Source organism: Kushneria marisflavi, assembly GCF_002157205.1.
GTDB classification, from domain to species: domain Bacteria; phylum Pseudomonadota; class Gammaproteobacteria; order Pseudomonadales; family Halomonadaceae; genus Kushneria; species Kushneria marisflavi.
The window spans coordinates 2,327,524-2,340,845 of the sequence record NZ_CP021358.1 but is presented as its reverse complement, the minus strand read 5'-3'; the positions used below and the strand labels follow the sequence as shown (position 1 = coordinate 2,340,845).

At 61.9% G+C, this 13,322-nt stretch carries 12 protein-coding genes; 7 read left to right on the top strand and 5 right to left on the bottom strand.

What is annotated here, in order from left to right; translation table 11 throughout:
* Window positions 1–14 precede the first annotated feature (14 nt).
* The 3 genes from B9H00_RS10600 to B9H00_RS10590 all read left to right on the top strand — a co-directional run bounded on the left by B9H00_RS10600 (window position 15) and on the right by B9H00_RS10590 (window position 3,910).
* Entirely contained in the window at window positions 15–770 is a 756-nt protein-coding gene (locus B9H00_RS10600; protein WP_086900636.1) for a TPM domain-containing protein, read from the top strand.
* A gap of 29 nt (window positions 771–799) precedes the next feature.
* On the top strand, window positions 800–1,453 hold the full coding sequence (locus B9H00_RS10595; protein WP_086900635.1) for a TPM domain-containing protein: 654 nt from the start codon (window positions 800–802) through the stop codon (window positions 1,451–1,453).
* 243 nt (window positions 1,454–1,696) lie between these two features.
* Window positions 1,697–3,910: a TonB-dependent receptor gene (locus B9H00_RS10590; protein WP_236944253.1), complete on the top strand. Its 2,214-nt coding sequence runs from the start codon at window positions 1,697–1,699 to the stop codon at window positions 3,908–3,910.
* Window positions 3,911–3,933: 23 nt separating this feature from the next.
* On the opposite strand, the gene B9H00_RS10585 is transcribed toward B9H00_RS10590, so the two are convergent.
* Window positions 3,934–4,557, bottom strand: a complete 624-nt coding sequence (locus B9H00_RS10585; RefSeq protein ID WP_086900634.1) for a YqaA family protein — start codon at window positions 4,555–4,557, stop codon at window positions 3,934–3,936.
* A gap of 477 nt (window positions 4,558–5,034) precedes the next feature.
* Here B9H00_RS10585 and B9H00_RS10580 point away from each other — a divergent pair, with 477 nt between their 5' ends.
* Together B9H00_RS10580 and B9H00_RS10575 are read left to right on the top strand one after the other, a co-directional pair.
* Complete coding sequence (locus B9H00_RS10580) at window positions 5,035–7,272, top strand: NADP-dependent isocitrate dehydrogenase (RefSeq protein WP_086900633.1); 2,238 nt, start codon at window positions 5,035–5,037, stop codon at window positions 7,270–7,272.
* A gap of 128 nt (window positions 7,273–7,400) precedes the next feature.
* Complete coding sequence (locus B9H00_RS10575) at window positions 7,401–7,787, top strand: VOC family protein (protein ID WP_086900632.1); 387 nt, start codon at window positions 7,401–7,403, stop codon at window positions 7,785–7,787.
* Window positions 7,788–7,795: 8 nt separating this feature from the next.
* On the opposite strand, the gene B9H00_RS10570 is transcribed toward B9H00_RS10575, so the two are convergent.
* The 3 genes from B9H00_RS10570 to B9H00_RS10560 are packed head-to-tail and all read right to left on the bottom strand — an operon-like array spanning window position 7,796 to window position 9,620.
* Window positions 7,796–8,239 carry an MAPEG family protein gene (locus B9H00_RS10570; RefSeq protein WP_086900631.1) on the bottom strand — a complete coding sequence of 148 codons (444 nt, stop codon included), beginning with the start codon at window positions 8,237–8,239 and terminating at the stop codon, window positions 7,796–7,798.
* 58 nt (window positions 8,240–8,297) lie between these two features.
* Window positions 8,298–8,843 carry a collagen binding domain-containing protein gene (locus B9H00_RS10565; protein ID WP_086900630.1) on the bottom strand — a complete coding sequence of 182 codons (546 nt, stop codon included), beginning with the start codon at window positions 8,841–8,843 and terminating at the stop codon, window positions 8,298–8,300.
* 15 nt (window positions 8,844–8,858) lie between these two features.
* Window positions 8,859–9,620 carry a DUF1003 domain-containing protein gene (locus B9H00_RS10560; RefSeq protein ID WP_086900629.1) on the bottom strand — a complete coding sequence of 254 codons (762 nt, stop codon included), beginning with the start codon at window positions 9,618–9,620 and terminating at the stop codon, window positions 8,859–8,861.
* A gap of 245 nt (window positions 9,621–9,865) precedes the next feature.
* Here B9H00_RS10560 and B9H00_RS10555 point away from each other — a divergent pair, with 245 nt between their 5' ends.
* Window positions 9,866–10,768, top strand: coding sequence for a DMT family transporter (locus B9H00_RS10555; protein ID WP_086900628.1), 903 nt, complete (start codon window positions 9,866–9,868; stop codon window positions 10,766–10,768).
* On the opposite strand, the gene B9H00_RS10550 is transcribed toward B9H00_RS10555, so the two are convergent.
* Window positions 10,769–11,767 (bottom strand): LacI family DNA-binding transcriptional regulator, encoded by a 999-nt coding sequence (locus B9H00_RS10550; protein WP_086900627.1) that lies wholly within the window; start codon window positions 11,765–11,767, stop codon window positions 10,769–10,771.
* Between the two features lie 151 nt (window positions 11,768–11,918).
* Between B9H00_RS10550 and B9H00_RS10545 the strand changes: the two genes are divergently transcribed.
* Window positions 11,919–13,286 (top strand): MFS transporter, encoded by a 1,368-nt coding sequence (locus B9H00_RS10545; protein WP_086900626.1) that lies wholly within the window; start codon window positions 11,919–11,921, stop codon window positions 13,284–13,286.
* Window positions 13,287–13,322 lie beyond the last annotated feature (36 nt).

The following is a 13,322-nucleotide window of genomic DNA, read 5'->3' as shown; positions in this document are numbered from 1 at the left end:
CCGCAGGTGATGACGTGAGACGACTGACACGCTCGCTGGCCGTCGGCCTTGTACTGCTGCTGTGTACGGCAGCGGTCCAGGCCGCCCCTGACTTTCCCGAGCTGACCGGGCGCGTGGTAGATAACGCCCAGCTGCTCGATGCGTCTACCGAAACGCAGCTCTCCGAGACGCTGGCGGCCCACGAAAAGGCCACCGGTGAACAGCTGGTGGTGGTCACCCTGCCCGACCTGAGCGGTGAGACCATCGAGCAGTACGGCTATCAGCTCGGCCGTGCCTGGGGCATCGGTCAAAAGGATCAGGACAACGGCGCCCTTCTGATCGTGGCCGTTGATGAGCGCAAGATGCGCATCGAGGTTGGCTATGGCCTTGAAGGGCGTCTGACCGATGCGCAATCTTCCGCCATCATCAATCAGGTCATCACCCCGGCCTTTCGCGACGGCGACTATGCCCGCGGCATTGTGGAAGGCAGTCAGGCGATGATCCAGGTGCTGGGCGGCGATCCGCTGGCCCGGAGCCAGCAGCGCGGCGAACGCGATTCCCGCGAGCTCGGCGGTGCCGGTATCTGGCTGACAATTTTGATGTTCATCGTGCTGATGATCGTTCGAGGTGGTGGCGGTCGTGGCGGACGAGGTCGAGGCGGACTGCTCGGCGGCATGCTGCTGGGTGGCGCGCTTGGCGGTGGTGGCCGCTCGGGAGGCGGTCTCGGCGGCGGTGGTTTCAGTGGCGGTGGCGGCGGCTTCGGCGGCGGCGGCGCGTCCGGCGGCTGGTAACGGTCGCGCTCACACAAGGATAACGTGGTATGTCACTACTCAAAGAGCACGAACAGCGCGAGGTCGGCGAGGCCATTGCCCGCGTCGAACGCGACACCGATGCCGAGATCGTCACGGTCCTGGCCCCGCGGGCAGACGACTACGCCTATATTCCGCTGCTGTGGGCAGGGCTTGTGGCCCTGATCGTGCCCGGGGCGCTGGCCCTGCTGGCCGGCTGGTTCGGGCTCGACGTGTTCTGGACCGGCCCCTGGATCGTACTGCTGGTGCAGTGGGCCCTGTTTGCGGTGCTGGCGATCCTCTTTCGCCGGCCCGGGATCATCACGCACCTGATTCCTCGCCACGTACGGTTCTGGCGCGCGGCCAATCTCGCCCGGCGTCAATTTCTCGAACAGAACCTGCACCGGACCGAGGCCGGCACCGGCGTACTGATCTTTGTTTCGGAAGCCGAGCGCTACGTCGAGATTCTGGTCGATCACGGCATCTCCCAACGGCTGGATAACGCCGTGTGGGCCGAGATCGTGGCCGATTTCACCCAAAAGGTGCGCGAAGGGCATACCCAGAAGGGATTTATCGACTGCGTCGAGGCCTGTGGCATGATTCTGAAAACGCATGTGCCCGCCACCCATGAGCGAGACGAGCTGCCCAATCGTCTGATCGTGCTGGGCCAGAACGACATCAGCTGATCGTTTTATCGCCGGTACTGACGTCCGATATGTCATCACCAAAAGCCATCCTTCGGGGTGGCTTTTTTGCGGGACGACGTTTTGCAGCGAGCAATGACGGCCGTCAAACCATGCTCAAGCTGAAGGCCACATCATCCTCCAACCCTGTCAGGTTGCCGGTCCCGGTCTCGATGGATAACATCTCTTCACGAATAAGAAATATTCTCAATACCAACGTATAACAACCAGACCCCGGGAACCCTCATGCCTTATCAGGGAGACGCCATCACGCCGCTGGCCATGGCGATATCGGCCGGACTGCTGCTGGCGCCATCAATCGCTGCCGCCGAAGCGCCTTCATCGGCCGCCACCACCACGGCCACCACGGCCAGCCTTGCGTCAACGTCCGAGTCACCGCCTTCCGAGACCATGGTGGTGGTAGGCTCACGCACGCCAGCCTCACCGGATCAGATCCCCGGGGCCGTCTGGCTCGTGGATCAAGAGCAGATCGAGCGCCGGGCTCAGGCCGGCGAGGATCTCAAGACCATGCTGGGCAAGCTGATCCCGGGACTCGATTTCGCCCCTGAAGGGCGCACCGAGTACGGCCAGAACCTGCGGGGGCGCAGCCCCCAGATCCTGATCGACGGCGTCTCGATGACCAGCTCCCGGGGGCTGTCGCGCCAGTTCGACTCAATTGACCCGTTCAATGTCGAGCGCATCGAGGTGCTTTCCGGCGCCAACAGCCTTTACGGCGGCAATGCCACCGGCGGCACCATCAACATCGTCACCAAAACGCCCGAGGCGGGCGGGCCACATTTTGAAACCCGGGTAGGCGCCACCTCCGGGTTTAATAACCACCGCGATGTTGACCGCCGCGTGGCGCAGTCGGTTTCGGGCGGCAGCGAGCGGATACGCGGTCGGTTGAGCGTGGCCTACGAGGAGAACGGGCGCTTTTATGACGGTGACAATCAGGAAATCTTTCCGGATCTGGCCCAGACCGATCTACAGGACAACCGCGCCCTCGACATGCTGGGACGGGTGGACATCGATCTGACCGAGGAGCAGAGCCTGTCCCTGCTGGCCCAGCATTACGACTCGGGCTTTGAAGGTGATCGTGGCGTGCGCTTCCCTGATCTGGATCAGGGCAGCCTTGCCAGCGCCGACATCCGCGGCGGCTATCACGCCGATCGCGACCCGCGTACCCGGCGAAAGCTCTACAACGCCAACTATCATCACGCCGATCTGCTGGGGCAGGATTTCTACTTTCAGGCGTATTACCGCGAAGAAGACAGCAGCTTCTCGCCCTTCCCCTACTACGTGGATGACAACACCGCCGTCGAGTTTCGTGCCTCCGAGCAGCGCACCGATCTGGGCGGCGCCAAGGCCCTGTTTGTGGCGGCGCTGCGAGATGACCTCGATCTGACCTACGGGGTGGACTACTACCACGAGCGCTTCAATTCCGATCAGGCCTTCTTTGACCGCGATATTTCCGATGTCACCGAGGGCCTGAGGCTGGCCACGGATCGGACCGGACCGCGCTACCCGGGCTACTCGATCGACGGGCTGGCCGGCTTCGCTCAACTGGAGTGGCAGGCCACCGAACATCTCAAGGTCCAGGGGGGCGTGCGCCAGGAGCATGCCGACGTGGAAGTCGATGCCTTCGACAATGGCACCCCTGGCGGCAACGCAGGCGGACGCAACAGCTACAGCAATACGCTCTATAACCTGGGGGTGGTGCAGGAGTACGACAGCGGCCACCGCTTCTGGTCAAGCTACAGCCAGGGCTTTGAGCTGCCCAACGTGGGCGCGGTGTATAACAACGCGCGGTTCGATATCGGAGATAACGCCGTTGAAGGCATCCAGACCGATCAGGTCGAGCTGGGCTGGGGCTATCGCAGTCGACACTGGAACTCCCAGGTCGCGCTGTATTACGCATGGTCGGATCGGGCGCTGGAAAATGACCGCCAGCTGGGCACCAGCATCATCGATGAAAAACGCCGCGACTACGGCATCGAGGCGGCGACTTCCCGTTTTCTGGGCGATCACTGGGAGCTGGGAGGCACGGCCCATCTGACCCGCTCCGAACAGCTCGGCGAAGACGGCGACTGGCACAGGCGCGATGCGCGCTACGCCTCGCTATCCAGCGCCACCGCCTTTGTCGAGTGGGCCGACAGCGACCGCTCCGTGCGCCTGCAGGGCAATCACGCCTTTGACCTGTCCGACGATGCCTCAGAGCTTGGCGCCTCAAGCGATAACGACATCGACGGCTTCACGACGTTTGATCTGATCGCCCAACAGCGTACCGATGGTTACGGCACCTTCACGGCCGGCATCGATAACCTGCTGGACAAGCGCTACGCCACCGTCTGGGGTCAGCGCGCCGCGATCTTCTATTCACCGGCCTATGGCCCCGAGGAGCTTTACGAGTTTCAGGGCCGCGGCCGCACCTTCTCGCTGGGCTGGAACATGGACTGGTAGCGCACCCTTCCTACCGTGGCGGCTCACGCCGAGCCGCCACCGCTCCATAGACCCATCCCCTTGTAGATCAGATAGCCGGCCACCGCGACGCCCAGCAGGACCATCATGGTCCGCTCGTTGCGCTTCCAGAGCTTGAGGGCCTTGTCACCGAAGAAGTGCACCAAAAGCGCCAGACCGAAATAGCGGGCGCCCCGGGCCAGCAGCGCGGCCAGCATGAACAGGAAAAAGGAGTAGCCGGTGCTGCCGGCCACCAGCATGGCAATCTGAAACGGAATGGGGATCACGCCGATCGACAGCACGGCCAGAAAGCCATTGTCGCTGAAGCGCTGATCAAACGCGTTGAACGCCTGCTGCCCGCCAAACAGTCCGATCAGTTGATCATTAAACTGACCCATCGCCCAGACACCGAGCCCGTAGCCAACCGCAGCGGCCAGCAGATTTCCCGCCAGCGCGACCGAGGCCAGCCACCAGCGCTTTTGTGGACGCAACACCATCCATGGAATCAGGATTGTTTCGATGGGGATGGGGACGATCAGGGTTTCCAGTATCGACGCCACGAACAGCAACCAGACCGCACGCCGATGATCCATCAGCGCCGCCAGCCGATGACCGAGGCGCTGCTTCTTTTGATGCCAGGACCCTGCCATGATGCCTCGTTTCCTGTTGTAAAGTGGCACTGCGATCTCTTTCAGATATTTGCAGACCACGGGCCCAACAGTCTGGCACAGCCGGAAAAGGACGAGGCCGCGCTCTTCAGACGATAATTGGCCAGTCCGACCGCTGTCTCTCAAACGCAAATGCCCCGAAGACCAGCGACAGAATACCCGGACACGGCACACCCGAGCCGCACCGGGACGTTCGATGGACGCTGATGTACGGCGAGCTTATGCACCCGTCAGGGTGCGCTGTTATACTCGCCCTGATCGGATCGCTGGCCCATGTGTGCTTATCCGCCATCTCCGCATGGAGTCCGGGCGCTTCGCAGGCAAGACGTATCGTCGGGCGAGTGGGTGTAAAGACAGACGACAGACTGCCCTTGCACGACCACTGCGTACCGCTCCAGCTTCATGCAACCGTCATGTCCCCATCATGCAATCGCAGTGACAAGAGAGGTTTATACCAGGATGTCCAACACGCCGAAAATCATCTACACCCTCACCGACGAAGCACCTGCGCTGGCCACCCATTCGCTGCTCCCCATTATCGATGCCTTTACCGATTCGGCCGGCATCATCGTTGAAACCCGCGACATCTCGCTGGCCGGCCGCATCCTGGCGCAGTTCCCCGACTACCTGAAAGACGACCAGAAGATGGGTGACCATCTGGCAGAACTTGGCGATCTGGCCAAGACGCCGGAAGCCAACATCATCAAGCTGCCCAACATCAGCGCCTCGGTGCCCCAGCTCAAGGCCGCGGTCAAGGAACTGCAGGCACAGGGCTACGCCATCCCCGACTATCCCGAGTCGCCGCAAAGCGATGAGGAAAAGGATATTCGCGCCCGCTTTGACCGCGTCAAGGGCAGCGCCGTCAACCCGGTCCTGCGCGAAGGCAACTCCGACCGTCGCGCGCCGAAGTCGGTCAAGAACTACGCCAAGAAGTACCCGCACCGCATGGGCGAGTGGTCGAAGGACTCGAAGTCCCACGTGGCGCACATGAGTGAAGGCGACTTCTACGGCAGTGAACAGTCCGCCGTGATCGACCGCGCCGGCAACCTGAAGATCGAACTGGTCCAGAAGGACGGCACCACCACCGTGCTCAAGGAAAAGGTGGCCGTCACCGAAGGCGAAATCGTCGATGGCGCCAGCATGAGCAGCCGCCAGCTGCGTGCGTTCATCCGCGAGCAGATCGAGGACGCCCGCCAGAAGGGTGTGCTGTTCTCTCTGCACCTGAAGGCCACCATGATGAAGGTCTCTGACCCGATCATGTTCGGCATCGTGGTCGACGAGTTCTATCGCGACGTGCTGGAAAAGCACGGCGAGGCCCTCAAGAACGCGGGTTTCAGCCCCAACAGCGGTGTGGGTGATCTCTATTCTGCCCTCTCCTCGCTGCCGGCAGATCAGCAGGACGCCATCAAGTCCGATATCGAGGCGCTCTACAAGGCGCGTCCGTCACTGGCGATGGTCGATTCCAGCAAGGGCATCACCAATCTGCACGTGCCGTCTGATGTCATCATCGATGCGTCCATGCCGGCGATGATTCGCGACTCCGGCAAGATGTGGGGCGCCGATGACGCCCGTCACGATGCCAAGGCCGTGATTCCCGATCGCTGCTACGCCACCATCTATCAGGCCACCATCGAGGAGTGCCAGAAAAACGGCGCCTTTGACCCGACCACCATGGGCAGCGTGCCCAACGTCGGTCTGATGGCCCAGAAGGCCGAAGAGTACGGCTCCCACGACAAGACCTTCCAGATTCCGGCCGATGGCACCGTGCGCGTCACCGATGAGGCAGGCAATGTGCTGTTCGAGCACTCGGTCGAGCGCGAAGACATCTGGCGCATGTGCCAGACCAAGGATGCGCCGATTCAGGACTGGGTGAAGCTCGCCGTCACGCGCGCCCGTGACAGCCAGACCCCGGCCATTTTCTGGCTCGACAGCGCGCGTGCCCACGACGCGCAGATGATCAAAAAGGTCGAGCAGTACCTGAAGGATCACGACACCAGCGGTCTGGACATCCAGATCATGACGCCGGTCGAAGCCATGCAGTACACGCTGGCACGTACGCGCCGCGGCGAGGACACCATCTCGGTGACCGGTAACGTCCTGCGTGACTACCTCACCGATCTGTTCCCGATCATGGAGCTGGGCACCAGCGCCAAGATGCTCTCGATCGTCCCGCTGATGAACGGTGGCGGCCTGTTCGAGACCGGTGCCGGCGGCAGCGCGCCCAAGCACGTGCAGCAGCTGGTGGAAGAAAACCACTTGCGCTGGGATTCACTCGGTGAATTCCTGGCGCTGGCCGCCTCGCTCGAGCACCTGGGCAAGACGTTTGATAACCAGCGCGCCATCGTGCTGGCCAACGCTCTGGATCGCGCCAACGGCGAGTTCCTGGACAGCGACAAGTCGCCCAAGCGCAAGACCGGCGAGCTGGACAACCGTGGCAGCCACTTCTATCTGGCGCTCTACTGGGCTCAGGCACTGGCCGAGCAAAACGACGATGCCGAACTCAAAAAGCTCTTCGGCGAGCTTTATGAAACGCTCAGCAACAACGAGCAGGCGATCCTCGATGAGCTCAACGGCGTGCAGGGCAAGGCCGTCGAGATCAAGGGGTATTACCATCCGGATATCGAACTGGCCGGTCAGGCCATGCGTCCGAGCAAGATCCTCAACGACGCACTTGCCACGCTCTCCAAAAAGAGCTGATGCATTGATAACAACCTGTCCATCATGACAGGCCATCACGAAACCGGCGCCTCAGGGCGCCGGTTTTTTATTATCCTTGAGACTTTCTCAAAACTTAAAAATCAGGGAGCGTCTTCCATGCCCCATCGCTGGATCGCATCGATCATATTCATGTGTTTGTCGCCGACCGGGCCGCCGCCGAGCGCTGGTATCAGGGCGTATTGGGGCTTAAGCGCGTGACGGCCCTTGAGGTCTGGGCCGAAGACCCGAACGGCCCGCTGATCATGGCCAATAGTGGCCACACCGTCTGCCTGTCGCTGTTCGAGCGGGCGCCCGAGCCCTGTCGCACCACCATCGCACTGCGGGTCAGCGGCGAGCCGTTTTTACAGTGGCAGGACTGGCTGTCAAAAAGGCTCCCCGAACCGCCGCGACTCGAGGATCACCAGTTGGCATGGTCGCTTTATTTCAGCGACCCGGACGGCAACCCTTTCGAAATCACGACCTATGACCGCGATATACCGATCAGGCGTGCGTGACCCGCAGGTCAGATCGCACCGGAGGAAAACAGTGTCACCATCACTGCTCGCACGGCCAGCCCGATCAGTGCAAGGGTCGAGACCAGAAACAGGGGAAAGCGCACCGCCACGCGATTGACGGTGGCCTGATACACGGAGTGGATGATGCGAAACAGTACATAGGCCCAGGCAAGGAACACATCCACGGGACTGGCGCCCATCACGGCCAGAATGATGACCGCCGGATAAAAGATCGTGGGCTGTTCCATCAGATGGGTGTAGTTGTGCGCCTTCCAGTTGGCGCGCTCGGGCAACACGCCCTCCAGATCCTGACCGCGCCCGCTAGGCTGAGCGCTTCTCAGATCGCCGCCGGCTTCCTTCATCGCCCTGAAACGGCTGAAGGCCATCCAGAACAGCATGATCAGTGACCACAGGATCAGTACGGCAGCAGGCGCGAGCATGGCGGCTTTCATCAATGTTCTCCGGAAAATGGTCTGACGTGACAGGCGCCGCGCGGCCCCTGCCAGGGCGTTACCGACTCAGATCCACTCTGACCGAGCCGCCGTTTTTCACCCGTACCTGCTTGAGGATGAACGGGCTGCGGCCCTGCCCGTTGGGGAGCGCCACGGTGCCGGCGACGTAAAAGGTGCCGGCCGGAATGTCGGTCGCCGTAAAATAGCCGTTGGCGTCGGTGGTGGTCACATGGGTATAGGCCTGAGCGCGTGGGTCCGCCGGCTCAACGCGCTGACCCGCCAGTGCCTTGTCGGCGGCTTCCGCCGAGTACTCGGTGGCCGGTGCAATCGAGACCTTCTCCCGGTTGCCGTAAACGGTCTGCCCCGACGTCAGTTTGTAGGCCAGCCGGCCCTTGATGGTCGCGGTACCGGTTTTGGGCAGTGCCGCGTAGGTTTCCGCCGGGAAGGGCACCTGCCTGGGGACGGTCGTCTCGACCGGACCGGAACTGGAAAGTCCGGGAATATGCTCGGCGCCCGGAATGTTCTGCGCCATTCGCTGCACGCTTTCACAGCCGGCCAGCCCCATCATCAATACGGCACCTGCCCATACCTGCCACTGACGCATTCCAATACTCTCCTGTCACTGCCCACTGTTTGATCGGCCCAGCTTATCGCACCCTTCAGCGGCGTCCATGTCTTTTGTTTTCCCGCCCTGTTCGGATCTTGCCTGTGGGTGCTCGCGCATCTCGGCCAGCTGGATCAATGCATGATCCAGCTTGTCGTGGAGCTGGCGAATTTCCAGCTCGGCCATAAGGTTGATGCGGTAGTCACTCTCTGCTCGGGCCCGATCCTTCTCTTCCTGACGTCGCTGGCTCATCATGATGACCGGCGCCTGCAGCGCCGCCAGCGATGAGAGCACCAGATTGAGCAGAATGAAGGGGTAGGGATCAAAGGGGCGTGCCAGAAGACCGATTGTATTGAGCACCATCCAGCCGATCAGAAGCACGGTAAAACTCAGGATAAAGCCCCAGCTACCACCAAGATTGGCCAGGCGGTCGGCGGCGCGATCTCCTAGGCCTGCACGCTCGGGCATGACCTCCTGCGGTGGACGTGAGACGGGCTCATCGCTCTCGATGGCGGCGATGAGTGCCTGATCCGGCGGTGCGCCCCGGTGATGGCGATGCAGCCAGGCATGCAGGTGGTGACGCCGAACACGCGCCAGATCCGCATGGCAGATATAACAGCCGGGCTGCCAGCCGGCTGCCAGCGTTTCGATCTCGGCATGCAGTGCCGGGCGAACGGCGCGCTGTGGAACCAGATCGACTTCGGGCGGGCGCCGGTCACAGAGATGACAGGCGGGTACCGAAGGATCGCGTTGTGATGATGGCCGGGAAAGGGTCATGGCAAGTCTTGTGTCTGGCCGGTAGCGGAAGTCTCAATATCGCCTGTCCGCATTCGAGGTACAATCAGGGCCTGATCCACGCATTTAATCGCCGGCTCGTTTATCAGGGATTGCCGCCTCTCATGATCATTCGTTGATAGAATGCCACGACCACTCGAAGGTTGAGCTACCACTGATCGGCAAGCGTCGTTCACACATCAATATGCCCGAACGCTCGGTCTTGCCCGACATTGACAGGAGCCCCCGTGCCGCTTCGCGATTTCTATCTGGTCCTGGCCGTCATTCTGATATGGGCGTTCAACAACATCATGATCAAGCTCGGCCTTGATGAGATGCCGCCGCTTTTGATGACCACCCTTCGCTTTGCGCTGGTAGCAGCGCTGATCGTACCCTTTACCCGCATTACGCGCGTACAGCTGCCGCTGGTGCTCAAGCTCGCCGCCAGTTTCGGCTTGATGCATTTCGGGTTTCTGTTCATCGGGCTCAACTACGCCGAGGCCGGCACCGGGGCACTGCTGGTCCAGCTGGGCACGCCCTTTGCCACGATTCTGGCCGCCATCTTTTTGAAGGAGCGTCTGCGGCTGAAGCCGGTCATCGGCATGCTGGTCTCCTTTTCCGGCGTGGTGGTACTGGCCGGTGGCCCCACCCTGCCCGGCCCACTGGCGCTGACGCTTTTACTGTTGAGCGCGCTGGGCTGGGCGATTACCAATCTGCTGGTCAAGACGGGACCGGAGATCGAGCCGCTGACCATGGCCGGCTGGCTGTCGATGTTCGCCATTCCGCTGGTCGGGGTGGGCTCACTGCTGTTTGAACAGCATCAGTGGACGGCCATGACCGAGGCCGGCTGGCGAGGCTGGGGCGCCGTGACCTATAGCGCCGTGATGTCCTCGATTCTCGCCTATGGCCTTTGGAACACCCTGCTGCGACGACACTCGGTGTCACGCCTCATTCCGCTGTCACTTCTGACGCCACTGGTGGTGGTACTGCTGGGCATACTGATGCTGGGCGAGAGCCTGGCGCTCAGCAAGCTGATCGGCGGTGCCCTGGTGGTGGGCGGGATCGCCATTATCAATGTGAAGCGGCCCAAAAGGGCGCCCCGTGAAGCGCTTACCGACGAAGACGCCCCGCCTCCCTCATCAAAGAAGTGATCAGGTCGGCGCCGGCCCAACCGTATCGCGCTCGATCAGCGTGGGCATGAAAGGCGTCGAGGGCGGCAGCGAAACGCCTGCCACCAGCTTGAGCAGCCGTTCGGCGGCTTCCTGCGCCATTTCTTCGAGCGGGGCATGAACGGTCGTCAGGGCCGGGACGACATGTCGGGCGCAGGCTTCGTTGTCATACCCTACCAGCGACATGTCACGGGGAATCGAGTATCCCTGTGCGCGCAGCACTGACATGGCACCCAGCGCCATGTCGTCGTTGCCGGCCACCAGCGCCGTGACTGGCACCTTCTGCGCCAGCAGGGCAGCCATGCCCTGCTCCCCCGCCTGCTCGGTAAAATCGCCCTCGATGATGGCCTGCTCATCCATCTCGATCCCCTGCTCGCGCAGGGCCCTTTGATAACCGGCCAGCCGTCCGGCGGCATCCTGCTGGCGCAGCGGTCCGGTCAGACAGCCAATGTGGCGATGTCCCTGATCCAGCAGATGCCGCGTGGCCAGATAGCCCCCGTACTCATTGTCCAGATGAATGCAGTGCGCCTCGATTTCCGGCACTCGGCGGTTGAACACCACCAGCGGGGTTGCCGTGGCAAGCGTTGCCAGCGCCGCATCGGACAGCGCATTGGCATGCACGATCAACCCGTCACAGCGCCGACCGCGCAGAAAATCGACGGCGTCGCGCTCGCGCTCGACCTCTCCCCCACCGCTGGCGACCAGCAGGGACACGTTGGCACGGCGCAGCGTCGCCTCCAGCGTCATCATGACCCGGCCCATGAAGGGACCGGCCAGATGCGAGATGACAAGCCCCACCCCGCCCAGCCGATTGGACGCCAGCGAGCGGGCGAAGGCGTTGGGGGCATATCCCATCGCATCGATGGCGGCTTTAACGCGTGCGCGGGTCTCGGCATTGACCGGCACCTCCCCCTTCATGACGCGGGACACCGTGGCAGGAGAGACACCGGCATAAGCGGCAACCTCGCGAATGGTCGGCATAATGTTGTCCTTTAAATGATGCGGCTACTTGACCAGATGCCACGCGTCACGGCAAGCGGCCTGCTGCCACACCCAGGCCGCTTTCGCTGATCATGGTGATGACGCCTTTCCTGCCAAGGTCGCATGGCGCGAAGCAGATTGAGACGGCACCATGAAACCGGTTTCATGGACGCCCATCGACGACAAGGATGTCTCAATGCTTAACGTGCAGGAGAAGCTGAGCTACGGGCTGGGTGACTTTGCCAGCGCCTTCACATGGGCCTCGCTGTCGTTGTATCTGATGTACTTCTATACCGACGTCTTTGGCCTTAGCCCGGCACTGGTCGGGACGCTATTTCTGGTGACCCGGCTCTGGGACGCCGTGACCGACCCGGCCGTGGGTCTGCTGGCTGATCGCACCCGCACCCGTTTTGGCCGGCTACGCCCTTATCTGCTGTTTTTCTCGCTGCCACTCGGGGCCATGCTGGCCCTGACCTTTACCACGCCGTCACTGAGTGAAAACGGCCGCATCCTTTACGCCTTTGTCACCTACATTGCCCTGATGGGGCTCTATACCCTGGTGAATATCCCCTATTCGGCGCTACCGGTCTCGATGACGACCGACAACGACGAGCGGCGTCAGCTGACCAACTACCGCATGCTGCTGTCCTACATTGCCTTTGTCCTGATCAGCTACGCCACATTGCCACTGGTGGAACTGCTGGGCAACGGTGACGAGCAGCGCGGCTTTGCCCTGACCTATGCCCTTTACGGCGTCATCACCTTTCTGGTGTTTTTGCTGACCTTCAAGGGTGTACGCGAGCGTTATGTAGAAGGCGACAGCGCCAGCAACCCGCTCAAAAGCCTTGCCCACATTGCCCGCGCCCGTCCGTTCTGGATCATGTTCGCGACCAGTATCCTGATCTTCACCCTCATGCTGATGCCGGACTCGGCCGCCATCTATTTCTTCAAGTATTACCTCGGCCAGGAGTCTTCCGTCTCGCTGTTTCTGGCCATGGGCTACACCAGCATGGTGGCCGGCGTGATCTTCAATCAGCTGGTGATGCGCCGCTTTTGCAAGCGTCGCGTCATGATCGGGGCCAACCTGGCCTATGGCCTTGCCCTGGCGAGCTTTTTCGTGGCCGCCGATCATGGGATGCCGTTCTACTTCGCGGCCTTCATGGCCGCCAAATTCATCAACGGCGTCATCGCCCCGACCATGTGGGCCATGGTGGGCGATATCGCCGACTACGTGGAATACGAAAGTGGCCGCCGCGCGACCGGCACGACCACCAGCGCCGTCACCTTCAGCCAGAAATTCGGCATGAGCATCGGCGGATTGCTGACCGGCGTGCTGTTCAGCCTCTATGGCTATATCCCCAATACCGAGCAGAGCGAGACCGTGCTGGTACTGATCAAATCGATGATGAGCGTAATGCCGGCCGTGGGCGCACTTGGCGTGGCGGTGCTGATGCTGATCTATCCGCTCGGCGATCGTCGCATGGCCGAGATCCGTACCGCCAAACCCACGGCCGCCTGAGTTATCCCTCCATCCCTTTATTCCTCTCCCCCTTCA

Bases quoted from the DNA above. Each gene is read 5' to 3' on its own strand.
- B9H00_RS10595 (WP_086900635.1), top strand. From the start codon at position 800: ATGTCACTACTCAAAGAGCACGAACAGCGCGAGGTCGGCGAGGCCATT.
- B9H00_RS10590 (WP_236944253.1), top strand. From the start codon at position 1,697: ATGCCTTATCAGGGAGACGCCATCACGCCGCTGGCCATGGCGATATCG.
- B9H00_RS10585 (WP_086900634.1), bottom strand. From the start codon at position 4,557: ATGGCAGGGTCCTGGCATCAAAAGAAGCAGCGCCTCGGTCATCGGCTG.
- B9H00_RS10565 (WP_086900630.1), bottom strand. From the start codon at position 8,843: ATGCGTCAGTGGCAGGTATGGGCAGGTGCCGTATTGATGATGGGGCTG.
- B9H00_RS10560 (WP_086900629.1), bottom strand. From the start codon at position 9,620: ATGACCCTTTCCCGGCCATCATCACAACGCGATCCTTCGGTACCCGCC.
- B9H00_RS10580 (WP_086900633.1), top strand. From the start codon at position 5,035: ATGTCCAACACGCCGAAAATCATCTACACCCTCACCGACGAAGCACCT.
- B9H00_RS10570 (WP_086900631.1), bottom strand. From the start codon at position 8,239: ATGAAAGCCGCCATGCTCGCGCCTGCTGCCGTACTGATCCTGTGGTCA.
- B9H00_RS10550 (WP_086900627.1), bottom strand. From the start codon at position 11,767: ATGCCGACCATTCGCGAGGTTGCCGCTTATGCCGGTGTCTCTCCTGCC.
- B9H00_RS10545 (WP_086900626.1), top strand. From the start codon at position 11,919: ATGAAACCGGTTTCATGGACGCCCATCGACGACAAGGATGTCTCAATG.